Annotated in this window: 19 protein-coding genes and 2 pseudogenes; 7 read left to right on the top strand and 14 right to left on the bottom strand. The window is 67.5% G+C overall.

The window, feature by feature from the left end:
• Positions 1–15: 15 nt before the first annotated feature.
• From ACN20J_RS01080 to ACN20J_RS01060, 5 genes are all read right to left on the bottom strand, one after another.
• Entirely contained in the window at positions 16–5,238 is a 5,223-nt protein-coding gene (locus ACN20J_RS01080) for an SAV_2336 N-terminal domain-related protein (RefSeq protein ID WP_419664870.1), read from the bottom strand.
• Positions 5,235–6,383, bottom strand: coding sequence for an AAA family ATPase (locus tag ACN20J_RS01075; RefSeq protein WP_419664869.1), 1,149 nt, complete (start codon positions 6,381–6,383; stop codon positions 5,235–5,237). Before ACN20J_RS01075 ends, ACN20J_RS01080 begins: the two co-directional genes overlap by 4 nt.
• Entirely contained in the window at positions 6,380–8,296 is a 1,917-nt protein-coding gene (locus tag ACN20J_RS01070) for a caspase family protein (RefSeq protein WP_419664868.1), read from the bottom strand. The genes ACN20J_RS01075 and ACN20J_RS01070 overlap by 4 nt, the downstream gene beginning before the upstream one ends.
• Positions 8,293–9,333: an alpha/beta fold hydrolase gene (locus ACN20J_RS01065; protein WP_419664867.1), complete on the bottom strand. Its 1,041-nt coding sequence runs from the start codon at positions 9,331–9,333 to the stop codon at positions 8,293–8,295. The genes ACN20J_RS01070 and ACN20J_RS01065 overlap by 4 nt, the downstream gene beginning before the upstream one ends.
• A 429-nt stretch (positions 9,334–9,762) precedes the next feature.
• A complete protein-coding gene (locus ACN20J_RS01060; protein WP_419664866.1) occupies positions 9,763–10,065 on the bottom strand; it encodes a helicase associated domain-containing protein in 303 nt (100 codons plus the stop codon).
• Here ACN20J_RS01060 and ACN20J_RS01055 point away from each other — a divergent pair.
• Positions 10,003–11,631 carry an ISAzo13 family transposase gene (locus tag ACN20J_RS01055; RefSeq protein ID WP_419664865.1) on the top strand — a complete coding sequence of 543 codons (1,629 nt, stop codon included), beginning with the start codon at positions 10,003–10,005 and terminating at the stop codon, positions 11,629–11,631. The two genes, ACN20J_RS01060 and ACN20J_RS01055, sit on opposite strands and share 63 nt — an antisense overlap.
• 448 nt (positions 11,632–12,079) lie before the next feature.
• Positions 12,080–13,570: an FG-GAP and VCBS repeat-containing protein gene (locus ACN20J_RS01050; protein ID WP_419664864.1), complete on the top strand. Its 1,491-nt coding sequence runs from the start codon at positions 12,080–12,082 to the stop codon at positions 13,568–13,570.
• 54 nt (positions 13,571–13,624) lie between these two features.
• Here the strand turns inward: ACN20J_RS01050 and ACN20J_RS01045 are convergent.
• The 4 genes and pseudogenes from ACN20J_RS01045 to ACN20J_RS01030 all read right to left on the bottom strand — a co-directional run.
• Positions 13,625–13,843, bottom strand: a pseudogene (locus ACN20J_RS01045) (hypothetical protein); the annotation flags it as partial.
• Between the two features lie 184 nt (positions 13,844–14,027).
• Positions 14,028–14,282: a hypothetical protein gene (locus ACN20J_RS01040; RefSeq protein ID WP_419664863.1), complete on the bottom strand. Its 255-nt coding sequence runs from the start codon at positions 14,280–14,282 to the stop codon at positions 14,028–14,030.
• A gap of 319 nt (positions 14,283–14,601) precedes the next feature.
• Positions 14,602–17,763 carry a CHAT domain-containing protein gene (locus ACN20J_RS01035; RefSeq protein WP_419664862.1) on the bottom strand — a complete coding sequence of 1,054 codons (3,162 nt, stop codon included), beginning with the start codon at positions 17,761–17,763 and terminating at the stop codon, positions 14,602–14,604.
• A 272-nt stretch (positions 17,764–18,035) separates the two neighbouring features.
• Positions 18,036–18,716 carry a DUF6338 family protein gene (locus tag ACN20J_RS01030; RefSeq protein WP_419664861.1) on the bottom strand — a complete coding sequence of 227 codons (681 nt, stop codon included), beginning with the start codon at positions 18,714–18,716 and terminating at the stop codon, positions 18,036–18,038.
• Between the two features lie 150 nt (positions 18,717–18,866).
• Between ACN20J_RS01030 and ACN20J_RS01025 the strand changes: the two genes are divergently transcribed.
• Both ACN20J_RS01025 and ACN20J_RS01020 read left to right on the top strand, forming a co-directional pair.
• Positions 18,867–19,367: a NucA/NucB deoxyribonuclease domain-containing protein gene (locus ACN20J_RS01025; protein WP_419664860.1), complete on the top strand. Its 501-nt coding sequence runs from the start codon at positions 18,867–18,869 to the stop codon at positions 19,365–19,367.
• A gap of 236 nt (positions 19,368–19,603) precedes the next feature.
• Positions 19,604–20,239 (top strand): DUF6461 domain-containing protein, encoded by a 636-nt coding sequence (locus ACN20J_RS01020; protein WP_419664859.1) that lies wholly within the window; start codon positions 19,604–19,606, stop codon positions 20,237–20,239.
• Positions 20,240–20,385: 146 nt separating this feature from the next.
• On the opposite strand, the gene ACN20J_RS01015 is transcribed toward ACN20J_RS01020, so the two are convergent.
• On the bottom strand, positions 20,386–20,589 hold the full coding sequence (locus ACN20J_RS01015; RefSeq protein ID WP_419664858.1) for a hypothetical protein: 204 nt from the start codon (positions 20,587–20,589) through the stop codon (positions 20,386–20,388).
• A gap of 385 nt (positions 20,590–20,974) precedes the next feature.
• On the opposite strand from ACN20J_RS01015, the gene ACN20J_RS01010 reads away from it, so the two are divergent.
• Positions 20,975–21,307 (top strand): hypothetical protein, encoded by a 333-nt coding sequence (locus ACN20J_RS01010; protein WP_419664857.1) that lies wholly within the window; start codon positions 20,975–20,977, stop codon positions 21,305–21,307.
• Between the two features lie 477 nt (positions 21,308–21,784).
• Here ACN20J_RS01010 and ACN20J_RS01005 read toward each other — a convergent pair whose 3' ends face one another.
• The 4 genes from ACN20J_RS01005 to ACN20J_RS00990 all read right to left on the bottom strand — a co-directional run bounded on the left by ACN20J_RS01005 (position 21,785) and on the right by ACN20J_RS00990 (position 23,806).
• Positions 21,785–22,165 (bottom strand): toxin Doc, encoded by a 381-nt coding sequence (locus ACN20J_RS01005; protein WP_419664856.1) that lies wholly within the window; start codon positions 22,163–22,165, stop codon positions 21,785–21,787.
• A complete protein-coding gene (locus ACN20J_RS01000; protein WP_419664855.1) occupies positions 22,165–22,404 on the bottom strand; it encodes a hypothetical protein in 240 nt (79 codons plus the stop codon). The genes ACN20J_RS01005 and ACN20J_RS01000 overlap by 1 nt, the downstream gene beginning before the upstream one ends.
• 270 nt (positions 22,405–22,674) lie before the next feature.
• Positions 22,675–23,292, bottom strand: a complete 618-nt coding sequence (locus ACN20J_RS00995; protein ID WP_419664854.1) for a hypothetical protein — start codon at positions 23,290–23,292, stop codon at positions 22,675–22,677.
• Positions 23,231–23,806, bottom strand: coding sequence for an RNA polymerase sigma factor (locus ACN20J_RS00990; protein WP_419664853.1), 576 nt, complete (start codon positions 23,804–23,806; stop codon positions 23,231–23,233). Before ACN20J_RS00990 ends, ACN20J_RS00995 begins: the two co-directional genes overlap by 62 nt.
• Positions 23,807–24,148: 342 nt before the next feature.
• On the opposite strand from ACN20J_RS00990, the pseudogene ACN20J_RS00985 reads away from it, so the two are divergent.
• Both ACN20J_RS00985 and ACN20J_RS00980 read left to right on the top strand, forming a co-directional pair.
• Positions 24,149–24,349: pseudogene (locus ACN20J_RS00985) on the top strand (hypothetical protein); the annotation flags it as partial.
• Between the two features lie 447 nt (positions 24,350–24,796).
• Entirely contained in the window at positions 24,797–25,552 is a 756-nt protein-coding gene (locus ACN20J_RS00980) for a class I SAM-dependent methyltransferase (protein WP_419668808.1), read from the top strand.
• The last annotated feature ends 47 nt before the right edge of the window (positions 25,553–25,599 follow it).

Below are 25,599 nucleotides of genomic sequence, written 5' to 3'. Positions count from 1 at the left end.
GGTTCACCCGCGCTGTCAGAGAGATCCTGGGGTGATGCCGTCTCGGAGAATTGCGAGAACAGGCTCCAGTGATGGCACGATCACTTGGACTCCAATCTCACGGAGATGCCTCTCCCTGAACTCGTTGCGGGCATATCCGAGGAAGGCAACGTCTGCTTCCTGGCTGGCAATGAAGTCTGACGGGGAGTCTCCGATCATCAGGGCCTTGCTCGGAGGGGTGTCCATGGCGGTTAGGGCTCTGGTCACAAGCCCTGGCGCCGGCTTGAGCTGCGATAGATCGAATGTTCGTCCAAAGATGTACGGCGCGAAGCAGTCGGTGAGGTGACGGTCAGCCAAGTAGGTTTTGACGACCCGCGGTGAGTTGTTGGTCACGACGGCCAGCCTGGCTCCCACAGCCGCCCAGGTGCGAATCACTGGCTCCGCGTGCGCGGTTGGCATAGCAGTGGCGGAGGCTCGTAGCTCTTCTTGCGTGAGGCGTTCCTCCAATTCCACCATCAAGTCGCTGTGCGGGTGACGTCGGTTTACTGCCCGTAGCACCATCTGAGGGTCGGGATGTGCACGGTCCACCTCCGTCAAGAGCCCGCGCAAGCCCTGTTCTTCGAGCCACTCGACCAAGGCATTCGCGACTCTCTCCGCCTGATAGCCGGCGAAGAGCCTGCAGATCGGTCCGTCGAAGTCGAAGAGGACTGCCCGGGCCCCGGTTACTAGGGCCCGCAACTCGTCCGGCGTGCCCGGTCTGGAGGAACCGTCAAGGGATGGCGGTGCCAGATTCGTGAGTGTGGGGTCCCGCGTCTCGTGCGCAGGCTCCCCTGCAGTGGCCGATGATGGTGCGTGGGAGCGGATCCGGGTGGCTTCGGCGGAGCGTCCGAGCGCGTTGAGGGTTTCTGCTTGTACGGACAGGGCCTGGCGCAGGTCGTCGGTGAACCTGGTGGGCTGTTGAGCGACGAACCGGCTGAGGATCTCTACCGCTTCTTTCGCCTGGTCCAGGGCTCTGTCCAGTTCCTGACGCTGGCTGGTCCGCAGCCATGCTGCCGCGCTGAGCGATTGTGCGAGGTCGGGGAGGAAGGCCTCCGGGTTGGTTGCCGAGAGGCGCCGTCGCACGGCGATGGCTTCTTCGACCTTCGTGAGTGCTTCGTCCCACCGGTGGATATCTGTTAGGCGCAGGCTGAGATGGTGCAGCGCAGTAGCGAGCCGGGGGCTGGGCGTGCCGGGACTGTTCTCGGCCAGTGTCCGGTAGAGGAAGACCGCCTCCTCGGCAGTGCTCAGAGCTTCTGCATATCGTTCTGTTTCCGACAGTGCCGAGCCGAGGTTGAGCAGAGCGCTGGCCAGGCCGGGAGCAGCAGCGTCGGGGTCGGCCTCGGCGAGTTGTCGCCAGATCCCGACAGCTTCGCTGATGGCGTTTAGTGCCTCAGTCGTCTGGCCTGTTTCCGCGAGCGCGGCACCCTGGTTGTTGAGCATGGTGGCCAGATCGGGAAGGAAGGTGCCCGGGTCGGTGTCGGCGAGCTGTCGGCACAGACCAATCGCGTCGTTGATCGTGCTGAGTGCCTCTTGATGCCGCCCGAGGTCGGCTAGTCGGTTGCTGAGGTTGGACAGTGACCGCGCGAGGTCGTAGCTGCGCGTGGGGTCCGTATCCGCCAGTTGTTGCCGGATCATCACCGCCTGTTCGGCTGTTGCCAGGGCTTCCTCCCGCTCACCGTTTTCGGCCAGGCGGTTGCTGAGGGTGGACAGGGCCATGGCGAGAACGGGACGCATGGAGTCGGGATCTGCCTGGGCTGGGCGCTCTGCGACGCTGACGGCCTCACGGGCGGCGGCGAGGGCCTCACCGGTGGAGCCGGTGTCGGCCAGCTGGTCGGACTGGGTGATGAGGCTGTGGGCGATGGTGTCGGGCTGCCAGGGGACCAGGTCTGTGGCGGGGGAGTATTGGGCAAGCCTGTACAGGAGCTGGTCGACGCCGGCGCCGGTGATGGCGTCGACGGCGAGTGGGCGCAGTGGCCTGAGGAGGACCGGTAGATCCTCGCTGGTGCTGCCGGGCAGGATCACGGGCAGGATCCGTTGGCTCAGCCTGGTCGGGCCGTGGGCGACCTCGTCGCGGAGCAGGCGGGCTTCGGACGCCACATCGACCCGACGGTCGGAGTCAGATCGAGGGTCGTCGGCGTGGCGCTTGTACGCAGGTGAGGCGATCACCAGGATGACATCGGCCGCCTCCATTTCGTGCCGTACCCCGGCTGCCCAGTCCAGGTGTCCCTTCAACTCGCCCGGGTCGACACGGACATCGATGTTTGCAGCCCGCAGCACCTCGACCAGGTTACGGACCTGCTCGGCGTGGGCGCCGTCGTCGTTCTCGTGGGCGTAGGAGATGAAAACCCGTTGTCTACGGCGCCCGGCCGACGCGTCGCTTGTACGGTCCCCGTCTTGCACAGGAGGCCTGGCGGGCAGGAGGTCCACGCGGGGGATGCGCCGCATGTACTGGCTGCAGATATCGGTGAAGTCGGGACTGTTGGCTAGAGCGCTGATGGCGGTGACAGCGAGGCGGAGGTGACCGGAGCGGTCGTGTCGCATCGTGCTGACGAAGCCCAGGAGGAGCTCTCCGAAGAAGACGGGTGCTCCGGACAGGCCTCTCGCGAGCGATTTCTGGTTGCGGGACTGTGAGAGGGGGACGGCGGGCTCGAAGTCGTACGCGGCACCGGGGAAGGACGAGGTGGGATGCAGGATGCCGGTCAGATAGCCGCTTGTCTGCGGGGAGGTCTCGTTCGTAACGATGACACCGGTGGCGTGGCAGGGACTGAGTGGTTCGTCGCCGGTCAGCCGTGCCCAGCGGGGGGCGGAGAAGTGGCTGTCGGTGGAGGGCTCGGCGAGGTCGTCCTCGGCGAGGAGCAGGGCTGCGCCGTAGGTGTTGTCGATCCACAGCACGCGGCAGTCGACCCAGCCGTCCGAAGTGACGGTTCCGAGCCTGTTACGGACTCTGACGGTCCATGATCGGCTGTGCCGGCTCACGGCATCCGCATCGGTGAGGACCAGGCGTGGACCGAGCAGGAAGCCGGTTCCCACCTGCTGGAAGCTGCTTTTGGGGCGCGGTGGATCCCCGGTGCCGGCGATCATGACGAGCCGCGTGTGTGACGGTTCACCTGGCCATCGTTGGGGCGCGGCGGCGACGGGGGAGACCCGGATGACCTCGGCACGAGAGATGAGGTGGCGGAGGCTCGCGTAGTCGTCGGCTGGGCCTCCTTGGGCCGGAGCCATGAGGTTGTCCCAGGCTGAGGGGGTCAGGGTTCCGATGATGAGGATAGGCGCGCGCTCGCTGTCCTCGATCATGCCGAGCACGGTGTGTGCCATGGATTCGATGAAGGAACCGGAAATTGTTGTGTACCTCTGGAGATCATCGAGCAGGACGATCGTTCGGGGCCCGACCTGGGGTGCGCCGCGCGCCAGCGTGAGGGAGACGTCATCGGGCGACCACAACCTCCAGTCGTCCGGCATCTCCTGGATGGCGCGCGCAGTGGCGTGAGTCTTGCCTGAACCAGGCTCCCCGACCACCAGTACGAGGGAGCTGCGACCGTTGATTGCCTGGGCTATGGCGTTCCCCAGCTGAGCGTCCACGTCACGCTCGATATAGCCCGGCAGATGCTCCGTATTCGGGTCCTGGGCCTCCCGGACGGGGAGCCCCACCGGGCTCGGCGTGCTCGCCCGGTCGGCGAAGGGCAGGGCATCGAGGCTCAGGGCCTGACCACCGTCTCCGCCCGGTGTGCCGCGCGCGGCGAGGAAGTCTCCGGCTGGACCTGAGCCCCGTTCTGGGACGACGGCAGCCCCCATCTCGCGGCGCACGAGTTCTTGTACCGTCGTGATCTCGTCCCGTCGCTGGGAACCGAGCAGCGCCTCTTGTACGCCCGCGCGGATGTGGAACGGCATCCGCGCCATGTCGGTGGGCCCTTTGCGTACGTCACGCTCCCACGATTCGAAGAGCCCGCCGAGCGCGACCTCCGCCAGATGCCCAGGATCTGATTCCGGGAGCATGATCTGGCGTACGAGGTTCATCACCGGCAGGGTCAGCGGCACGGCGGACAGGTAGCCGGCCAGCGTCTGGGCGACCGGAGACGCGCCGGCCCGGAAGCGGCGAAGGATCTCGTCGACAGTGACCGGAGGCTCAAGCGGCGGCCCGGACTGAGACTGGGGCTCTGTCGGGCCTCCCGGCCTTTGCGCAATGGTCAGGCAGGGCAGGCGGCTCCAGCGGCCGCCGCCTGCCACCAGCTCCGCCAGCGCAGAGATCGAGCCCGCACTCGCCTCCACGACCGGGACCGCGATGCCCTCGGCGAGAGCATTGCTACGGCGTTTACGTCGGCTGCCTGCGGCCTGTCCCAGCCGCCAGGATGCGTTGGGCGCGGCAGGCCTGGGCGCCCTGATCATATGGGGCTGGGGCCGGATGGCGCCGCGGTCCCACAGCCTGCGGGGTAGCACGTTGAGCAGGGCGACGGGGCCGTGCGATGCCCACTGCCGCAGCACGTCCTGGACACCGGAAGCGCTCCAGCCGCCCGCCACGGTATCCGTGATGACCAGGACCATCCGGTGGCCGGACGGGTCGGCGACTTCCTGGACGCTGCGCGGCTCGCCGCCCTCACGTGCGACGGTCGGGGCCTCGTCCCGACCCGTACCGTGTAGATACCAGGTCCGCACGTCGCGGAAGATGCCGGTCTGGACGAAGACGCGGCGGAGTTCGGTCACCAGGTCGTGCCAGAGCAGCATCGAGTGGTGGGCGTCCACGACGAGGGCGAGGTCCAGCCAGCGGCCGCGGCGGGGGCGGAAGACCGGGACTGGGAGGCACTGTTCGATGGTGCTGCGGACGGTGAGTTCCTCGTCGAGTTCGCCCCGTGCGACGTCGCCGGGCAGGCCGGCATGCCGTCCCAGAGGCCGCAGGGCCCGCATCACGGCCAGGGAGTCGTGCAGTGACGCGGCACGACGGATGCGGACGGAGTCGACACGTCGCACGGCAGAGCCGGGAGTGTCGGCCATATCGGCGGCGCTGTAGAACTGTTCGGCAGGAGACGAATCGCGGGCACGTGTCGAGGAAGGCTCCAGCGCCCGTGACTGCTGTCCCCTCTCGTCATGGGGTGCGGGACTCGGGTGGCCAGGCCTGCGGATGCCGGTACCGTCGATGCGGGCGGCGAGCCACAGGATCTCCGCCAGTTCCTCGGGCCCGGCGTTGGCGCCGGAGTCCTCGAAGGCCGCGAACAGTTCCTCGATCACGCTGGCGGCCCGGTCAACCGCTGCAGAACGGTGTTGAGGAACTTGGTGCGGTCGCTGTCATCGGACCAGGCTCCGCTGAGTCTGAGCTGTACGGCGTTGAGGAGCTGGTCGGTCGCGAGGTCGCCTTCCACGCGCCGCTCGAGGTAGGCCTCGATGAGATCGCGGTAGGGAGCATCGTCCGTTCCTTCGTCCAGGGCGAGTCGCTGGCGGACGATCTGTGTGAGTTTCGGCTCGCTCGGCGGCTTCAGGTCCAGCCGGATGCAGCGTCGCAGGAACGGCGGCGGGAAGTCGCGTTCGCCGTTGCTGGTCAGGACGACGATTGGGAAGGCGAGGCACTGGATGAGGCCGCGTTCGATCTTGACCTGAGGTTCCGGATCGTCCTGCGTGCCGATCTTCACCGTGGGGTGGTGGGCGGCGATCCGGGCGAGCTCGGGGATCTCGAAGGCGCCCTCTTCGAAGACGGTGAGCAGGTCGCCGGGAAGGTCGATGTCACTCTTGTCGATCTCGTCGACGAGCAGCACGCGGGGTCGTTCCTGGGCCACCAGGGCGGTGCCCAGGGGGCCCAGGCGCAGATAGGGCGCGATGGGGCCGCCGGGCGGCTGGTCGGCGGATGCGGGAGCGGTGGGGCGCAGGACGCGTCCGGCCGGGGTGCCGCGCCGGTGGCGGAGGGCTGGCTGGCCTGTGGTGCGTTTGGCGGCCGCGTCGAGGTGGCGGAGGTTGGCGTCGTGCAACCGCCCGATGGCGTCGTACTGGTAGAGGCCGTCGCGCAGCGAGCTGCGGCTGGTGATCGGCCAGTGCAGTACCGGGCCGAGTTCCAGATCGGTGGCGATGCTGTGGGCGAGTGTTGACTTGCCGACGCCGGGTTTGCCGGTGACGAGCAGCGGTCGGCGCAGATACAGCGCCGTGTTGACGGAGTCCTTCTCGTCCTCGTCGGGCACGTAGCCGGCACCGCGGCGGTGGGTTTCGTCCCAGGAAGCCCCGGAGGTTCCGGGCGGGGCGTACCCGGGGTCGGGCTCCCCCTTGAAGGACCGCCACGGCGGGCGGTGTTCGGCCAGGAGTGCCTGCTTCTCAGCAGCTGTCCCCGCGCCTCGGTAGATCCACCAGTCCTTGACAACCTCAGCTGTCACCACGGTGTCCTCATTCATGAAGTGAGCGTCTGCCTTTCGGGAATGCGCCCGGGATCGTCCCACATCAGGGCGAGAGGATGACGCCTGATCCGCGCGTTCCGGAGCCGGGCGGGCAGCGTGTGAACCTCGAACGGGCCAGGGTCGACTGCCAGCGCGGTGCGGATCGGCTCAGCCGTTCCTTCCTGGATGCTGTCCGGCCGCCGCCAGATGGCAATTGGCACTCCGCCATCGAGTACGGCGTCCAGCGTGTCCATGACCATGGGCTCGGTGACCTCGGCGAAGACGACGACGGGCGGGTCGGTCTCCTGGAGCGAGGGGCCGAGATACTCGGACACGTCACTGTCGCAGACCTCGCGTACGGCCTGCGAGTGCCGTCCGCCCTGTGCCTTGAGCCACTCCCACTTGCGATTCCAGGGGGCCTCGGCGGGCCCCTGGCGTTCGTCGGGGCAGCGCAGCACGACGTCGTAGTAGCAGCCGACCTCTTTCATCCTGCTGCCGCGCCAGGGGATCTTCCAGGATTCGAAGGGCTCATCGAGGAGCGCATACGGGAGGTGGAACTCGATGCGTGTGGGGGCGTGTGAGCGGCGGACGGCCAGCTGCTGGCCGAGCACGCCTCGGACAGCTTCGAGTTCCAGTGGCTGATCGGACTCCCATACGCTTTCGAACTCGTTCTGGTAGATCCACATTCGGGTCCAGTACCGGTGGTTGTCATCGGGCGTGAGCCGGATGTGGAGGGCGGGACTCTCGGCCGCGGGCTCCGGCGGCGTAGGGACAGGCGCTGTACGAAGTCGTGCGCGGGTTCGATTCGTCCAGGCATCGGCTTCGTCAGCCCACTGGGCATGGTGCTTTCTGGCCCGGGCGGTCAGAAAGCGAACGAAGGGCAGGACGAGGGGGAGGTCGAGGCGTCTGCCTTGCCGGCTGTTGAGATCCCAGGCGATATCCAGAAGGTGGGAGCCGGGAAGCTCGTCACCGGGCGGAACGGCGCAGCCGGTGACCTCGAAAGCCCACCTGTAGGCGTCATAGGAGTAGGCGGGCAGCCGCCGAAGTCCTTGGAGGAGGGGGCCGAGTTCGGTCAACGCCTCCTGGTCGAGCACCGGAGGCCCGGATGGTTCGCAGACGGTGCCGGTCGTGGCGTCTGCCCACTGGTTGCCGAAGAGGGTCGATCCGTTCCAGTCTTCGCTGATGACGAACTGTGGCTCCTGCCACGCCTCGCCGTTCGCACGCATGATGCGGAAGTCCGTTTGGACGGCGTGGGCGATGCCGACCAGATCCTCCACGGTCTTGTCGACGGGCTGGTCGGCCAGGCGTTTCAGGAGCGTGTCCGTGAACTGGCCAGCCCCTTTATCTGCCTGGTTCTTGGCCGCTTGACCGGGGCGTGCTGCGTAGAGAACGAACTGGCGTCGCTCGGGCGTCAGTTCGCCGGCTTCAGGCTCGTTGGAGCCGAATTTCAGAACCCGCGCCTTTTGGGTCTCGATGCGGCAGGTGTCTCCCACAGCGACAACGCGGTGGAAACGCCCTCCGGGGACGTTCGTCGATTGCCACCAGCGCAGGGCAGCCGTGAGGTTGAGGTGGCGGGTGAAGGGGATCGTGGCATCCGCGCACGGGAGGAGCAGTTGACGCCGGGAATCGAGGAATCCGTGTCCTGCCCAGTAGATCCACAAGAGATCCCCGTCGGATTGGGGGAGTTCTTCGAAGAGTACCCGGTGGACATTCTCCAGAGTGGCCGAAGGAATTGCCTGAGGGGGCTCATTTTGGAGGGGCGACAGCAGCAGGTGAACGTGCGTCGGTGGCACGTCGGCTGTGCCGGTGAGCCAGTCGGCGAAGCGGACGGCATCCCGTGCTGGGCCAGGAAGCGACCAGCCGGGTATCTGGTAGGACTCGATGCCGACAACCAGTGCAAAGACCCTCGCGGGATCGAGAGCGGGGATCACCGCAGAGCCTCACCGATCCGGTCGTAGACGGCGCCGAGTTTCCAGTACGCGCTGTGCGAGACGGGGAAGGGCTGGCGGCTGAATACCTCGTGGTCCGTCACCCGGGGATCGTCGGGGAAGACCGGCGCGGCCAGATAGGAGAGCAGATCCCTACGGTCGTAGATGTTCAGCCAGCGCGGGAAATCAGGTGGCAGGGTAGCGCCAGGCGGGAGGCCGGCGAGGGCACCGAGCTCGTGGAGAAAAGGGGCCTGGGAACCGACCGTGACCAGCAGCCTTACGGGCAAGGGCTGTTGGCGAATGGCGGCCAGGGCGAGGGCGTCCACGAGGGCGATGCCGCCCAGGCTGTGACCGATCACGACCGGCGGCTCCGGGCACTGAGCAATGAACTGAACCAGGGCGTCGCGGAGCGGGCCGCCGCGTGCCTGGTACCGAAGGATGTCACCGACCGCGGAGGCCCCGGCCGAGGTGGCCTCACCGCGCTTGCGATCCAGGACGGACTGGGGAGTCCAGCGCAGCCCCAGCTTGAGAAGCACGCCGGAAGCCCGGAGCACAGAGCCTCGCGCCGTGCCGCCGATTCGGCTGCTGAGGAGATCGACTATCCGGTCACGTTCGTCGCCCGTACACACCACTGACTCTCCGACATCGGAGAGCAGGAGAGCGACGATGGCACGGCTCGTGGAAGTGGTGAGGTCTGCCGCTGACACGTCGTCTTGGACGACCGCACACGCGTCACGGAACTCGTCAGAGTCCCTGAGCGCATCCAGTGCCTTGGCATAGCCATCGATGAGGCCGGTATCTCTAAGCAGGTGAGCCAGTTCGTCCGCATCACTGGAACCGGACGAGAGGTCTCTGGGCAGCTTTCGGACACTGTCGGCGACCCGCTCGCCGGCGGATTGCACGCCCGGCATCCCGAGTCCGTCATCCGTGGTGCCCAACGAGGCGAGGACCCTCAGTTCGCAGAACGGGTCGGTGAGAAGCAGCAACCACTCGGCAGCCTCCGCCTCTTCAGGATCTCCAGTGCCACGGGTGGTCGCCATCCCAGGGACGGAAGCACCGCCTGCACTGAGAGCTGAGCCAAAGGTTTCACCCCAGTAGTACGGCACCACGTCCGCGTCATCGAAACGATGTAGCAGGCCTCCGCGAACCCACCGGAACAGGTCATCGAAACGCTCTCGGCGTACGCCGGTCCCGTGGACGAAGATGAAGCGCATGCAGCCCCCAGTTTGTCACGTGCTGTAGGGAGGATAGAGCGCTTGGCGACGCAAAGAGACCTGTTCGCAGAGTGCCAAGTTCCTTACTTTCTGTGTGGGTTGGTGGGGGGTGTGACTTCCCCTCTGTTGCTGTGGCTTGGACCTCACGATCCAGCACGGCCAACAGGCCCTGAACACGGTCTTCGGCAGCTAGGCCACATCAGCAGCGCCCGCGACGGGTGGCCCGCCCACGACCGTGACCGTCACCCGCGCCGTCTACGCCGCCGCCCACTCCAGCCCGAGGTCGGCAAGCGCCTGGAGCTGGTTGGCTGTGAGCTTCCCGCGGCGGCCCTTCTGGTTCATGATCCACACTCCGAGTTTGACCTCGGTCCCGTCGTCCAGTCGTTCTACGTGCCCCCGTGGGACCGTCACAGAGCCCGTATGCGCCTTGTACTGAGCTAAGGGCTTGCAGGGAATCAAGGTGTTGCTTCCCGTCCTGAAGCTCGTTGGTGTGGTATGCGCATCCCGGATGAGACTCGTGACCAACTCGCCGTGAAGTTCGCGGTGTTGCTCCCACATCTGGACGAGCGGCAGCGACGGCTGTTGATGGCTGCGGAGGCCCGGGAGCTGGGTCACGGCGGTGTCCGGGCCGTGGCACAGGCCGCTGCGGTCAGCGAGACGACGGTCCGCAAGGGCGTGTTCGAACTCGAGGCCGGTGAGGAGCCGTTGGGGCGGGTGCGGCGTCCGGGCGGGGGCCGCAAACGAGTCGTGGATCTGAATCCGGGCCTGCGGTCGGCACTGTTGGCGCTGGTTGAGCCGGATGTGCGGGGTGACCCGATGTCGCCGTTGCGGTGGACGGTGAAGTCCACCCGCACACTGGCGCACGAGCTGACCCGGGCCGGGCACCGCGTCAGTGCCGACACCGTCGCCGGCCTGCTGCGGGAGGAAGGGTTCAGTCTGCAGGCCAACGCCAAGACGATCGAGGGCAGTCAGCACCCGGACCGGGATGCCCAGTTCCGCTACCTCAACGAGCAGGCCCGCGAGCATCGGGACGCCGGCCAGCCGGTGATCAGCGTGGACACCAAGAAGAAGGAACTCGTCGGGGAGTTCAGGAACAACGGCTGCCAGTGGCGGCCGACGGGTGAGCCGGTGCCGGTGAACGTGCATGACTTCGCCGACCCGCAACTGGGCAAGGCCGTCCCCTACGGGATCTACGACGTCACGTCGAACACCGGCTGGGTCAACGTCGGCACCGATCACGACACTGCCGCGTTCGCGGTCGAGTCGATCCGCCGCTGGTGGCACAGCCGGGGCCAGACTGCCTACCCGCAGGCGGCACGGCTCCTGATCACCGCCGACGCGGGTGGCTCCAACGGCTACCGCACACGGGCCTGGAAACTCGAACTCGCCCGGCTCGCCGCCGAAACCGGGCTGACGATCACCGTGTGTCACCTGCCGCCCGGCACATCGAAGTGGAACAAGATCGAGCACCGGCTCTTCTCCCACATCACCATGAACTGGCGGGGCCGCCCGTTGACCAGCCACGAAGTCATCCTGCAGACCATCGCGGCAACCACCACCCGCACCGGACTGCGCGTGAGTGCCGCACTCGACACCAACATCTATCCCACCGGAGTCCGTATCGGGGATGCGGAGATGGCCGCACTGCCGCTGACCCGGCACGCATTCCACGGCGAGTGGAACTACGCCCTGCACCCGCAGCCCCGCCCTGCCGTTCCGATGGCCCGGGCTCCACAGGAGCCGGCCCCGCGGTGGGACCAGGCCCTGCTGTCCGATCCCGCCCTGACCGGCATGTCCCGGCAGCAACTGGCCGACTTCACAAGGACTTTGATCCCCGACGGCGATGCCCGACGCGGCCGTCCGCCCCGGCTCGCCTTCCCCGAACAGATCCTGGCCACCGTGCTCCATCTACGGGTCGCCCTGGCCGCTGAACCTCTCGCCGTACTGTTCGGCAGCAGCCGGACCGCGATGCACCGCACCCTTCTGAAAAACAGAAGACTCCTCAAGGCACACGGCATCGTCATCCCGCCCGCGACCACGCCACCCGTCGCCCTTGCAGCCCTCCACGCTCGGGTCCTCACCCAAACCGGCGAGCCCCACAACAAGATCAAGACGACGTGTTAATGATCTGCAAGCCCTTAGCCTTCTACATACGGGTTGCATCGCTTTTCCGCATGCCTACTTCCTACCGAGCGAACCTGAGGCGAACGTTAAAGAGCTGCTCACGCGCTCTGCCAACTGATCAGTTGTGGGAGCTTCTCGAGCCGTTGCTTCCGCCGTGGCCCCACCGCCGGGGTCGCCCGTCCAATCACCCGTCAGGGTGGAAACGCCTCACGCCCTGTCATCGGGCAGCCAGCGCTCCATGCTGCCGACACGCACCTGCTGCTGTCAGCACGCCTACTCACAACACGCGCTGAACTCCCTGTGACAACAAGGGAGTTCAGCGCCACACCTGTCTCCTCGGTTACGAATCCATGACATTGGGACGTACAACTGGGATCGCCCGGCTCGAGTCGTACCCACTGAACGCGGCCTTCCGCGCATAGAACCGACCGACTCGAAAGGCTTACGTATGTCCCGAGCACACCGCCGAACCCGTACCGCGCTCACCGCACCCCTGGCAGCCGCGGTGCTGCTCGCCGGAGGATTCGGCGCCATGGCCCTCACCGGGGGCCCGGCGCAGGCGGCCACCGGGTCCGCGGACGCGCAGGACGACTTCAACGGCGACGGATACGCCGACCTGGTCGTGTCGGCCCCGGACGCCACGATCTCCAGCCAGGCCAAGGCGGGCTACGTGGCCGTCACGTACGGCTCCGCCAGTGGGGTCTCCGCCAGCAACAAGAAGCTCATCAGCCGCTCCACCAGCGGCGTTCCCGGCTCCGCCACCGCGAACCAGCGCTTCGGGACCAACTTCACCAAGGGCGACCTGGACGGTGACGGCTTCAGCGACCTGGTGATCTCGGGTGGCAGTCCCGGCTCCGTCATCCTCTGGGGCTCCGCCTCCGGACTCACCGGCGGCACGGCCATACCCGGGTACGGGCAGTCCCCCACGACCGGCGACTTCGACGGCGACGGCAAGACGGACCTCGCCCTGTTCTCCTACCTGTCCGGCGCGGGCGACGACCCGTCGAGCGGCGACGCCACCGTGTGGAAGGGCCCGGTCACCCGTGCCGGACAGCCCACCGCCACCCTGCCCCTGCTGGACAAGGCCGACTGGTGGGGCTACGACACCCCCGACGCGTCCTGCGCCACCAACGGCATCGGCTGCCAGGAGGACGGCGACTCGATCACCGGTCCCATCCGCTCCACCCGGACCGGCGACGTCAACGGCGACGGCAAGGACGACATCGTCGCCTGGAAGTACGCGGGCGACGGCCAGTGGGGCAACCGTCTGTTCCTCGGCGGCGGCAGCACGGGCTTCACCAGCGGCTGGACCCCCTCGGACGGCACGGCGACCGGCACGGGCACCGGCATCGGGGACGTGAACGACGACGGGTTCGACGACGTCGTGGTGGGCAACTACTGGAACGGCGGCAAGGTCCAGATCGCGTTCGGGGCGGCCTCCGGCCTGTCCGAGGAGCGCGTACAGGTCTTCGACCAGGACCTGCCCGGCTTCCCCGGCGTGGAGGAGGAGGGCGACGGGATCGGTTCCACGGTCTCGGTGGCGGACGTCAACGGTGACGGCTTCGGCGACATCGCGCTCGGCATCCCGGGCGAGGACATCGGCGACATCACCGACGCCGGGTCCGTCGCCCTAGTCCCCGGCAGCGCCTCCGGCGTCACGGGCGCCGGCACGCAGACCTTCCACCAGGACACCGCCGGGGTACCCGGAGTCGCCGAGAACGACGACCAGTTCGGCGCGAGCAGCGCGCTGCTGGACCTCGACGGTGACGGCCACGCCGACCTCGCGGCCGGTTCCCTGGCCGAGAACAGCTGGAACGGCGCGGTCTGGGTGCTGCGCGGCACGGCGACCGGTGTCACGGCCACGTCGTCCCTCGCGTTCGGCGCCGGCGACCTCTCGGCGCCCGCCACGGGCGCCCGCTTCGGCGCGCTCCTGCGCTGAGCGAGTCGATCGGGCAACGGGGGTTCGGTGGGGCGGCCTGGTGCCGCCCCACCGTCATGTCCGGCCGGGGCGAGCCGGCTTCGGCCGAGGTGCGCGGACCGCCTCACCGCCTCGGTCCAGGTGCGTCGGCGCGAACATCCGCACCACCGTAGGCAGCACGACCACCGAAGGGCCGGGCGTGGCGAGGGACTTGGCGAGGTCGTCGGCCAGGGGGTCCGGGGCGGTGCGTACGCCGGGGACGCCGAAGGACTCCGCGAGCGCCACGAAGTCCGGGGGTGAGCAGCCGCCTCCATGACAGCCACCCAACCTGATGATGACCGGACGACAGCAGCCACCTGGTCACTTCACGACAGCAGACTGCTCCTCATACACGCCCTACCATCAAGCAGTCGGCGCTCCACGCTGCCGACACTCACCTGCTGCTACCAGGACGCCCACTCACAGCCCTGAACCGTGCTCAGTTTCCCGTCGGTGACTGAGGTAGGACGGGGCCCTCACCCGCGTAGGTTTTGCCGCGCGGGGTGGACGGTGCGTCGTCTTCGGAGAAGGTCAGGCTGGGCCAGGAGCCGGCAACAGCGGTGTCGTCCAGGGTGATGCCGAGATGATCGAGCACGAGGGCCACCAGTGGCGCCATCGGCCGTGCCGCGGGCGAGGTGGTTCGGCGGGCGACCCCGGCGTTGAGCAGGTCGCGTAAGGGGGAGTGGCCCGGCACGCGCGCACGCGCCGCGTGCGAGAATCCACCGGACCGTCGCGCCGTTGGCGCACTGCCCCCGCCTGGGCAACGCGCCACCGTGCAGTCGGTTACCGGCCTTTGACACCGACGGTGACTTCAGGAGCGAGTAGTGGCCCCGGGGGACCTTGGGCCTGAACTGCTTCCTGAAGCCGCGACGGCCAATAACGGAGTCCCAAGGCGTCCGCCGCGTACCGGTGGGGACACTGCTGGTACTTCCTTCCCCGACCGGCCAGCAGGCACTCCATGAGACATCGGTAACCACCGAGACCCACAACGCACTTCATTCTGAAATGATCAGTTAGGGGCCGAGATGGATGAACGGGGCCCATAGGGAGGGGAGGTTGGGGAGCTGGTCGCGGAGCTGGACCGTGGCGCGGTGGAGCGCCATCGATACTGTCGGGCCGGTCAACTTCTCGGCGGTCGCGAGCGCACCGTAGAAGGCCTCGACCAGCTCCGGTCCGATTCGGTCGTGGGAGGGCCAGAGCGTGGCCACCACATGACGGAAACCGGCGAGCTGGAAGGCAGAGCCGATATGGATGACCTCATCAGCCAGTCGGGCACCACCGCGTGCGGTTTCACAGCCTGACAGGAACGCGAGCTCGCCACCGCGGGTGTCCACGCCCAGTAGGTCACCGACCGACAGCGGCCCGTCGTACAAACGGAGGTGGGCGTCCGACGGGGCGGACAGATCTCCGCCGGCATGGCAGGCGAAGTGCACCCGGCGGTGCAGTGCCAGTGCGGAGAGCACGCTGTCGCGTGTGACGCGGCTGTCGGCGAGGATCCGGGTCCCGGGCAGCAGACGCCGGATGGACTCGACCTCCGCGTCCGCACCGGGTAGAGGAGACAGCCCCGGCGTGTCGGTCATGGCGACCGCGAGCGTCGTGTCGGAGGCGGCGCCGGACGCCGGGGTGTCCGGCCTGCTGCGGGCATGGACCAGTGCGCGTACGGTCGTCGCGTACGAGGAGGTCACCCGGTCCAGCACGGTGTCGGGGGTGTCGGTCGTCCTCGTGTGGTGATGTCCGGCGGCGTGCAGGGGGAGCAGGGTCAACAACCCAGTCGGCACCCACCAGACGCGTGGTGGTGGCATCCCCGGGGCGGGGCGACCGGTGATACCGAGGGCGGTGAGGACCGGGTGGCAGACGACGTCCCACAGCCATTCGAGTACGTCGGTCAGGTTGTCCTGCAGTGCGAGCCGCTGATCACTGGACAGCGAGGGATTCGCCACGTTCATCAGGGCACGCAGGAACTCGATGGCCAACGGGTGCAGGGTTTCGCGGCTGAGACCAGGCAGGGGAACGCAGTGGATCCCGTCCGTGCGTATGAGGAGGGCGTCCGCTCGGTGCTCGCCCACGTTGACGACGACGACCGGTCCGTCGGCGGCAGCCCGTAGCAGGTCGGGAAGCGTGGGGGCTGCCAGGAAGTCCGTGAATCCCGGCAGCGCGCGGATCTGCATGAGCAGCACGTCCAAGTCCCGGGCCGCCGCGCGCCGGTGCTCCCAGTTTTGCGGTCCCTCGGCGGTCGGCCGTGCCGTGCCGAGGCGTTGGCGTGCCGCGTCGAAGCGGTCGGCGAGCTCAGGGGCGCGTAGTCGCAACTCTTGGAGATCGGGACGCAGTTCCAGAAGCTGTGACAAGAAGATGCTGCGGCCCTGTTCAAGGAAGCGCAGGGCCCGAACCGGGTCCTCGGTCTTCAGCGCGCAGGCGGCCGCGTCCACGGAAAGGAACTGCAAGTGCTCCAGCTGCTGTTCGGCATCGACTCTGTCGAGGTCCCGTGGCAACAGGTGGGGGACCTCGTCGATCGCCGCTTCGTAGGCGTCACAGGCTTCCCGGTGGCGGCCCTGGCCGTCCAGAGATCTGGCCAGGCTGAACTGGGCATTGAGTCGAAACGCCGTCCCGAGGCCCGGCGTGGCAGCCGCCTTGGTGAAGGCTTCCTGCGCGGCGGATCGATGGGACTCACCCGCGGGAAGCCCGGCCCGCTCGTTGAGGAGGTGGCCGAGATTGAGCTGCGCCAGACCCACGTCCGGATCGTTCGGCCGAGCCTGCGACAGCGCTCCTCTCAACCGCGAGATGGCCAGGTCTAGATCGTCGATCTCTTTCCCCAGCTGGTGACGGGCTTGGAGGGCCTTGGCTAGATTGATGCTGTAGCCGAGGTGACCGGGGTCGTCGACGTTACTCAGATGGAGGGCTGCCTTGCCGTGGGCGATGCTCATCTCCAGGTCGGCTTTCTGGCCGAACTCCTGGTACCTAGCCAGGAAGGTGAAGCTGAGCATGCTGAAGGAGGAGGGCTTCTCGAAGTCCATGTCCCGGAGCCTGCCGATCACCTCGTCCACGTCGGCACGGTTCCGTTTCCGCTGGAACCGTGTCTGAAGGGCATCTGCGAGGCCGGCGAGAGCCGTTGAGAACTGCGGGTGTTCCCGGGGGGTCTGTTCCACGACGAGCCGGAGGTGTCCGATCGCCGAGTCGAGGGCCTCGGCGTCACCCAGTTGTTGGCAGCGACGGACCAATACACCCCCGAGGTTGAGGCGTGCCGAGAACAACTGCTCCTGATGGGAAGGGTTTGCCTGTGCTTCCTTGCTCAGACGGTCGACCGATCGCGTCAGGTGGTCGATCGCCCTGTCCAGCAGAGCGCGGTCCTCCGACAGTTCGTACAGTTTTCGTTCGGCCAGACCGAGGTTGGTCAGCCAGCTGGTCAGCGATGCCGCCGGGTCCCGGGACGCCCCTTCGACCGCTTCGGTGAGATGGGCGATGGCGGCTTCCAGGTCGGCACGGTCCCGGGTCCGGTCATAATGGGCGAGTAACGCGGTCCCCGCGTCACCGTGGGCCGTCGCCCACCCAGGCTGGCTGGCGTCCATCCGTTCGGCCGCCTGCCGCAGATGACGGGTCGCAGCCTCCAGGCACTGGGGATTGCCCCGCGCGAAGGCCGTCATATAGGCCTTTCCCATCTGGGCCAGCCGCAACGGGTAGTCGGGAAGGCGCTCGACACCGGGTACCAGGCGACACTGGAGAAGCTCCGCCGCCTCGAACGCGCCCCTGTACGACGCCGGATCGTTCTCAAGGGTGAGCCACTGCACCAGCGCCGACGCGGGGCCCGGCCAGTCAGGGCCCTTCGCGCGTACCCCGTTCAGTCCGCCGACAGCGTCAAGGTAGGCACGCAGCGGCCTTGGCAGGACGTCGGGGGTGACCAGGTAGAAGGACGAGAAGAGCTCCACCGCGTTTTGGAAGTCCGCGACGCCGTCCGGCTCGGGCGACACGAGATAGCGGTACCAGTGGAGGAAGCCAATCTCGATGACGGCTCCGGGGTCGGAGACCCGCAGAGCACCGTTCGCCGCAGGCCGCGTGGCCAGTGGCAGCAACCGGTATACGGCCATCAGCGCGTCGTCGCCGAGGACCGCGTCGAGGTCTCCGTCTCTTTCCAGCCGTTTCAGTCTGCTCGTCAGGTCGGCGACGAGCTGGTTGCGATCCATGGGGTCCCAGTGCCTGTGAGTAGCGCGTCGAAAGGTGCGGGGAGGGGAAGGCGCCTGATCCGGTCGGCCGCTCGCCGGGAGGACACGGGCGCGTCCTGCTCATGCGTCAGCCGAGGTCTCCGGAAGCGTCCCGTCCGGTAGGTCGGAGGCGGCGGGCCGTTCCGAAACACCAGCCGGTTCCGTTGGCGCCTGCTGCGGCTCGGCCACCCGGTCGCGCGGAGCGTAGCCCCTGACGCCGTCCGGATCCGCGAGCAGCGCCAGCTCCAGCGGGGTCAGTGCAGGACGCTGCGGTGGGGTGTCGGGCATGCTGTGTCCGGTGTCGCTTCCTGTCGGGGTGGGTGGAGGAGTTCCAGTACGTCGGTATCGCCCGCCCGGATGTACAGGCCGGCGCTCGGGCCGATGCGGTGGCCGAAGCTACCATCAGGGTTCATCCGCCAGGCGGATTCGAGGAAGATCTCGGCGGGCTGCGGATAGGACGTCGCGTAGGAGTCACTTCCGTACCACCCTCCGACCCACGTCCCGTCCTTCAGCCGCATCCGCACGAAACAGGAGCCGCGGGAGCGGAACGCGTGATCCCAGGCGGTGGGCGTGCTCTGGTACTTCGCCCGCAGTCGACGGCGCTGCCACTCCGAGACGCAGCCTGCCGCCACGGCCGGAACGGCGACGAACAACGCCAGCGCCAGGAGCGCGGTCAGGCGCGGCCGCTCGGTCAGGCCCTCCCACCCCCACCCTGAGCCACGGAAGAGAGCAACTAAATGCGGCCCGGCCAACAGCAAGTACAGGGAGTCCAGTACGACGGACGCCGCCAGCGCGCGTAGCACCCGCTCGCCCAGATCGCGCTCACTCGGTACCGGGCCGCGGAAGCGTTCCCGCAGGAACTGGTAGATGACCCCGGGCAGAACGACCAATACGAGCAACGCCAGTTGGACCACCGTCGAGGGGGCCTGCCCCATCCGTCACCTCCCCGTGCGACCCATCTGGCGGACATCATAGGGTCGGTCGACATCAGCCGAGGACGGGCAGAGCGGCTTGGTGTGAAGCAGCGTGCGGTGGGCCGGTGTCGTTGGGGGAGTGACAGTGCCCACGAGTCAAACGCTGGCTCCGTGACCCCCCTGCTCGTTGATGATGGCGACGAGGGCCTCGCCTTGCCTTACGGTACGGCCAGGTGGGGAGACGCCGGGGAGCCGAGCGTCGGCCAGTACACGGTGCGCTGCGACAAGGAGGAGATCAACGGTTCCACCAAGGGCTGCGTCGTGCCGGCGTTCACCCCCACCTTCGTGGTGGACCAGAAGTACAGCCAGGCCCGTCAGTTCATCGGCACGGTCCAGGCAAGCATGGCCACTCACCCGGGCTGGGAGGGCCGCGGACAACCTCTGCACCGCGAGTCGGACGAGAGCGTCGTGAGCAAGAACCGCGCCGTCGTCTGCGACAGCACGTTCAAGCCCCACGAGAGCACCCCGCCGCCAGTTCAGTGCGACGAGTTCCCGTTCGCCAGGACGAAGGAGAGCGGCAGACAGCTGGGGGTCACCTCTGGAGCGTCCTGCCAGCAGTACATGGTCACCTCCCAGACCATCGAGGGCAAACAGTACCTGTCTCTCACCTGAACCGGGCTCAACCGGGGCCAGATGCCTGCCGCCAACGCCAACTGCGCCCGCGCCAGTATGCCGAAGAACCAGAATGAGGGCGTGGGCGGCGACCTCGGAAGGAGGACAGTGGAGTGGCGTCTCCTTGAGGGCGATGCCTACTGGGTGGACGCCGGCCAGCCGGTAACCTAATACCCGCGCGGAATTCGCGGTCCGGACGGCGCAGTGGTGGTTGGTTAACAAAACGAGGTAGCACCGTGAGCACCAGCATCTTCCCGAACTTGCAACTCTACGGAACCGGGTACTGCGCCCTCTTCGCGAGAGGGATTTCCCCCACCGAGCTTCTGACCAGGGTGTCAGGAAGAGAGATTCGGCCGGTCCTCTTGACCCGCCTCGAAGCAGATGCCATCAAAGCGCTCGGGGAAGACATTGACGAGGAAGACGTTCCCGACCTGAACGTGGATGAGTTGCACAGCAGCGGCATGCTCGACAGCAGCGGTCCGCTGCTGCGTTCTGGGATCCACGGCGACTGGTCCTTCGTCGTCGAGTCGGAAGGACCGTACCTTGCGAGTGACGAAATCCTCGCCTTCGTTTCCCGCGGCGCGGTCGCCCTGTCTGTAAGACTGAGCGAGGCAGGATCCACGTGGATCTCGTACGCGGAAAACAGCGAGATCCTCTCCTCCTTCGATCCGCTCTTCCCTCAGCATGACTACGGAAAGCACCCCGCAACTCTTGAGGAACTCACCGGATTCCGGGAGGCTATCAACAGCGGGGACCGCTCAGAAGCTTACGGAAACGCAATTAGGAAGATTCAAAAGGAACTACGGTGCGCCGTGCCCCAAGAGGCAGACGCCCCGCGCCTGCTTGCCGTCCGTATCACTGGAGGGTATTGACGACGGGATCCCGCTATCCGCGCAGAGCGCGTCGCCGGGCTCGAGCCCGGCGACGCGCTCTGCAGTTCGTCGTGCCGTGGGCTGCCGCGTCCTGAGGCGTTCAGGCTGTTCAGCTCAAGGACTTGGGCGCGCGAGGCGTGCTTGGATCAGCTTCTCGCCACGCCGCCGACGCGGAAGCCCTCGCCCAGCCCTCCGGGCGTCTGCGTCCATGCGCAGACCTGCCGGTGCTGCCAGCACGGCTCGGCCTGGCCGTCGGCGCAGAGTATCCGGCCACCGCTCATCAGGTTGTAGCGGTCGTCTCCGCCGAGCACCGCCACACGCGGCGAGGAAGGGTTTTGCCCGCCTGCCATGCGGCAGGACTTCCCGGCCCGGTCCCGAACCAACTGGTCGATTTGGAACTCGCCTCGGTGGGCGTACGCCCACAGCAACTTCGCCCGGCGGCACGGGGGAGAAGGTCATCAAGGGTCGCCATGGCGGCATCGTGTCGGACGGGACTGACTATCCGGATTGAGCAGGCCTCGGGAGCATCCTTGCTGGCTGCGTGAAGCTCGTTGACGCGTGCAGTCAGCTCCTTCGCGCCGGCCTGGTGGAGCTGCCGGCGGCGGGGGCCACCGCTGAGGTCATCAGCCTGCTCGCGCCCGACAACAGCCGACGAGGCTGCCGCGGTTCAGCCTGTCGAGCGAAGTGCCGGTGAACTTCGCTACGCGGGCAGCCGGGTGGCGTAGCTTGCCGGACATGGCAACGACTGAACCCCTGGCCCAGCTCGTCGACTACGCGGGCGTAGGCCGGGGCTGCCTGGTCTGTTCCGACCAGCACGTGACCGCCACCGATGCCGAGGCCGTCGCGCACATGGCCGCTCACAGTCCGGCCGAGCTCGCCTGGGCGCTGCTGCTGTGGGCTGGCCAGACCCAGGCCCTGACCGAGTGGTGTGCCGAACACGAAGGCATCCCGGACGAGGCTACGGCCGATGCGCTGATCGGTGCCGTCGAGACCACCTTCGACCGGTCCGTCCCGCCAGACGTCGCCGCCCGCATCGAGCAACACCCCGTGACCAGGGAAGCACTGTGATCTCCGGCTGGCTCCGGACGAGGGGCGGCGCCCGGGAGGACGAGCTGGAGGAAGGCGGATCGGGCCGGGACTGTCATTCGGGTCACGGGCCAGGCCGGTGGCTAGGCCGAGCGCGGTGCCGGCGCCTTTGCTGACGAGGGAGCGGGGGACCATCGGTGGGGCATGATCATCATCTAGGGGTACAGGCGTGAGCGAGATCGCCACCCGTGCCAGGGTGACCAGGTGGGTGGTGCGCGAGCTCCGCAACGGCGACGCAGCGACCGCGGGCCAGTTCAAGCAGAGGCTGTCCGGGATTGCCGTTCACAGTCCCGGACACCCGAATACTGCGGTGGGCAGGGAGTCCCGAGGCAGTAGTGAGGCATCCATCGCGGGCTCCCCTTGATCCTTCACAGGAGCCCGCGATCTGTATCCCCTCGATCACGTGACTGCCGTGCGCGATCCCACGTCAGCCACCCCCTGCAGGTCCAGGTGCCCCGGTCAGATCTTCCAGGAGCGCAGTTGGTCAGCGACTTCGGGGACCCGCAGGCGGGTGTCGCGGATCTTCCGAACGAGATCGGACAGGGTGCCGTACGGCGGGTCGATGCCCTCGCCGGACTGGCTCATGTACTGGGCAGTGACAAACGCGGCATACAGGCCGTTGCGGTACGGGAGCGGCTCAAGTCGGACCATGGTGTGCATGAGCGCCGCGGCGCGCCATGCGGCGTCCGGGTCGGCGGCCTCAAGGGTGGGCAGCTTGGTCTTGTGCCGGGCGACCGCGGCGACCAGTGCAGAGTAGTCCGCGACGGACATGTCCTCGCCGTCGCCGAGGGCGGCCTCCTGGACGTCGAGAAGCCAGGAGACGTCGATGTGCAGGTGCATCAGGCGGCTGCGGCTCCGCCCGGGCGCTCGGTGGAGGGCACGTCGTCGGGGAAGGCATCGTCGAACTCCCCGCGCAGCCGGTCGGCCCAGTGCCTCGCACCCGCGACGAACTGGCTGCGCTGCATCTCACGGACACCGAGATCGTGCAGATACTGCTTGAGGCTCTTGCCTTCGGCGGCCGCGGCGGCGCGCACGCCTTCGAGCTCCTCGTCGGTGAACGACACATTCAGGGATGGCATACGCCCGATGGTACCTAGTAGGTGCCTGCCGTGCGAGGGGTTCGGTGCCCAGCGCTCTGAGGCTTGACTAGCACCTGTCGATCCCACTGCTCGCAGATCCATCGTTGACCGTGGACGATTGGGGGCCGTCGGAGTGCGGGACACTCGGCTGGTGCAGACGGCAGTGATCGGAGACGAGCATTCGGACGTGCCCGTCATCCTGCCGACCGAGGCCATTGAGCTGGACCTCTTCTGCCGCGCGCACGCCCACGACACGTTGCGTCCCGTGCTCTACTGGCCTCGATTGCGCCAGAAGGCAGGGCACTCCGTCTTTGCTGCCGCGGGTAGATCCTTGTCGATCCGGCTGCGGGCGGCCGCCAGGGTCCGTGATGTCCCGGCTCCGTCGACCCGGAAGGTCTCGGCCGGCACGTCGGGACGGTCCATGACAACCACCAGCAGGTGTTCCCCCGTCGAGTAAGCAGGCTCGCCCTTCCACTTGCCGCTCATGGTGGTGAACTGGATCTGTCGCTGAGAACCCTGCTTCGGCTTGATCCAGTCCGTGACGGTGAGCGTGACTTTCACGGCGTCGGCCTGTTCGGGGTGCTCGTGGATCGCCGCGATGTCGCCTTCGACGATCTTCGGCGAGCAGGCAATCCGTTCCACCTCGGTCAGTGCCTGTCCCTGATCCTGCCGGGAACCGGCAGAACCATCATCAGCAAGCCCGTACGCCAGGAGAACCAGGCCGACGGCCGCAGCAGCGACCAGCGCACCGGCAATCGTGCCGGGACGCTTCATCCAGACGCGGCGCGGACCCTGAGCAGAGTCGCTCCCGCCCTCTTCGGCCGCTTCACCGATCATGCCGAGGGCCAGCCGCAACTGGTCCTCCTCCGGGCCGGTCAACGGGGTCATGCCAGATCGCCTCCACCTGGCGCAGCCGCGCCCGCATTGCGGCCTGAGCCGCGTGCAAGCGGCTCTTGACGGTTCCTTCAGGGACGTTCAGGAGCTGCGCGATCTCACGGATGGGCAGATCCGCGTAGTAGCGCAGCACCAGGACCTGCCGGTGGGCCGGGAGCATCGATTCCAGTTCGTCCGCCACCGCCAGGGCGAGCAGGCGCTGCTCCTCGGGATGTTCCACGGGTGGCCGAGACCAGTGCTCGGCCAGGCGCCGACGCAGTCCGGCGTCTCTGCTCTGTGAGCGATGCCAGTCACTGGCCACACGGGAGGCGACAACGGTGAGCCAGGCCAGGGGATCACGCACCTTCGGTCGCGTCGGGTCGGCCCGCTCCTCCAGCAGCTTGAGCCTGACGCGCTGCACACCGTCGTCCAGCGCCAGCACGGCACGTACGCGCCTGACCTCGGCCGGATCAGCCAAGGACGGCTGATCGTCCTCACCGGGCCGTCGTGCGCCACGCCCTCTGGCCATGTAACAGGTCCTTCCTCGTTTCCCTAATGACGGGGCAGCGATGCGAAACGTTCGTCCGAGCCGGGAATCGTCCGCGGCGAGTGTTCAGCCGCCGCTGCAGCGACGGCCGGTCTGAGGCACAGTCCGTGCGAGTGCTACCCGGTTCCCGGTGGCGGTCCGTGCCCATCCGACGGAAGGCGTGTGGCTGGCAGCCGACGGTCCCGTTCTGCTGTGCGGTCGGGTCAGGTGCAGGTGTCTGGGGCCGGCTCCTGTGCGAACTGCCTGGACTCGTCCGGTTCGGCGGCCATGAGCGCTGAGGCGAGATGTGTCGTGTCCTTGGCTGCCATCTCATCCTTCAGGCCGATGCTGGGGCCGCCTTCGTCCAGGACCTGGGGTGCCTGTTCTGCGGTACGTTCCCGGCCCTCCAACTCGCCTTCGCCGATCCTGTTGTTGTCATACGGGACGGTGGATCCGGCCGAGGTCAGGCGCGTACGTGCCGTGCTGGCGCTGGGCGGCGTGCCATGGGATGCGCTGGACGACGGTGTGCAGCGCGTCAGGCGACGGCGAGTGGGAGGAGCTCTGGAACGCCTTGAGTATGCCGGTAGGGCTGGAAGCGGGCGGGGGAGCAGGTCCTCTACGAGGCTGACGCAGCGCGGCGCGCCGATGTGACGGGCCAGAAGAAGGGACTGGGTGGCGGCGGCCGCGGCGGGCTCGGGTTCCTTCAAGTCGAGATAGCTGGCGGCCCGGTAGGCGAGGAAGACACCTTTCGTCTTGTTCCGGGCGGGCGACAGGAGGCGTTCGCCGTCGGTGATGAGCTGGTGGGCGCGGCTGGTGTCGCCGAGGTCCGGGAGCGCTTGGCCGGAGTCCACGGCGAATGACCGAGCGGATCAGCTCGCGCTATCGCCGGCATGGGCGGACGGGTTGTCCTTGCGAAAACCGTTGGTGCCCGGCTTGCTCCGCTGATGGGCTGACGTCCCGCCGTGAGTCTGCTGTGTGACGGAGGCAGTGGTTGTGACGGAATATGACGTGCTTGCCGAGGTGTACGAATGGCTCATCTCGGATGCAAAGTTGCCTCCCGCCGAGTTCGCTGCGTCGTTCGATGACGTCCTCAGTCTCCTGCCGTCGAACGCTCACGTCCTCGACTGTTCGTGCGGAACCGGACAGTTGGCGGTTGGCCTCGCCGGTCGTGGCATGCATGTTGTCGCAACTGACGCCAGCGAGGCGATGGTTCGCCGGACTGCAGAGCTGTCTGAGGAGTTCGGGGCCTCCGTCCGGGCCGCGCGGGCGAACTGGGAAGAGTTGCCCGATCATTTCGAGGACGACACGTTCGACATGGTGTTCTGCGTGGGCAACTCGCTTCACCATGCCGCGGGCGCGACAGGCAGGGGTGCTGCTCTGGAGTCGATGTCACGACTTCTGCGCCCCGGCGGGCGCCTGGTGCTCACATCCCGCACTTGGGAACTCGTGAGGGCCAGAGGTTCCCGGCTGGACATCAGGGACCGACTCGTCCGCCGGAACGGTCGCGATGCCGTCGTGGTCTACCGCTGGGAGATTGCGCCGCATTGGGAGGATGAGCACCACATCGAGATTGCGATCGCCCAAGTGGATGCGACCGGGTTGGTTCGTGTCCGCTCGGAACTGCTGTCCTGCTGGCCCTACCGGTACGAGGAACTCGAAGTCGAGCTGCACCGGGTCGGACTCCGGACGGAACTGAGCACGTTCGATCTTGAGGCCGAGAACTACATGGTGGTCGCGAGCAAGGTATAGACACCGGGCTCTCAGCCCCTGGCAGGACCGCGCGGTTGCCTGCAGGA

The sequence above is a fragment of the Streptomyces sp. 2-1 genome (assembly GCF_048564895.1).
GTDB classification, from domain to species: domain Bacteria; phylum Actinomycetota; class Actinomycetes; order Streptomycetales; family Streptomycetaceae; genus Streptomyces; species Streptomyces phaeochromogenes.
Note: the sequence above shows the minus strand (reverse complement) of the source record. Positions and strands in the feature narration are given on the sequence as shown.

What these genes read in the sequence shown, in the direction of transcription:
- ACN20J_RS01075 (WP_419664869.1), bottom strand. Translation starts at nt 6,383, where the DNA reads ATGAATGAGGACACCGTGGTGACAGCTGAGGTTGTCAAGGACTGGTGG.
- ACN20J_RS01065 (WP_419664867.1), bottom strand. Translation starts at nt 9,333, where the DNA reads ATGGCGACCACCCGTGGCACTGGAGATCCTGAAGAGGCGGAGGCTGCC.
- ACN20J_RS01055 (WP_419664865.1), top strand. Translation starts at nt 10,003, where the DNA reads ATGCGCATCCCGGATGAGACTCGTGACCAACTCGCCGTGAAGTTCGCG.
- ACN20J_RS01060 (WP_419664866.1), bottom strand. Translation starts at nt 10,065, where the DNA reads ATGTGGGAGCAACACCGCGAACTTCACGGCGAGTTGGTCACGAGTCTC.
- ACN20J_RS01050 (WP_419664864.1), top strand. Translation starts at nt 12,080, where the DNA reads ATGTCCCGAGCACACCGCCGAACCCGTACCGCGCTCACCGCACCCCTG.
- ACN20J_RS01035 (WP_419664862.1), bottom strand. Translation starts at nt 17,763, where the DNA reads ATGGATCGCAACCAGCTCGTCGCCGACCTGACGAGCAGACTGAAACGG.
- ACN20J_RS01030 (WP_419664861.1), bottom strand. Translation starts at nt 18,716, where the DNA reads ATGGGGCAGGCCCCCTCGACGGTGGTCCAACTGGCGTTGCTCGTATTG.
- ACN20J_RS01015 (WP_419664858.1), bottom strand. Translation starts at nt 20,589, where the DNA reads ATGGCAGGCGGGCAAAACCCTTCCTCGCCGCGTGTGGCGGTGCTCGGC.
- ACN20J_RS01010 (WP_419664857.1), top strand. Translation starts at nt 20,975, where the DNA reads ATGGCAACGACTGAACCCCTGGCCCAGCTCGTCGACTACGCGGGCGTA.
- ACN20J_RS01005 (WP_419664856.1), bottom strand. Translation starts at nt 22,165, where the DNA reads ATGCACCTGCACATCGACGTCTCCTGGCTTCTCGACGTCCAGGAGGCC.
- ACN20J_RS01000 (WP_419664855.1), bottom strand. Translation starts at nt 22,404, where the DNA reads ATGCCATCCCTGAATGTGTCGTTCACCGACGAGGAGCTCGAAGGCGTG.
- ACN20J_RS00995 (WP_419664854.1), bottom strand. Translation starts at nt 23,292, where the DNA reads ATGACCCCGTTGACCGGCCCGGAGGAGGACCAGTTGCGGCTGGCCCTC.
- ACN20J_RS00990 (WP_419664853.1), bottom strand. Translation starts at nt 23,806, where the DNA reads ATGGCCAGAGGGCGTGGCGCACGACGGCCCGGTGAGGACGATCAGCCG.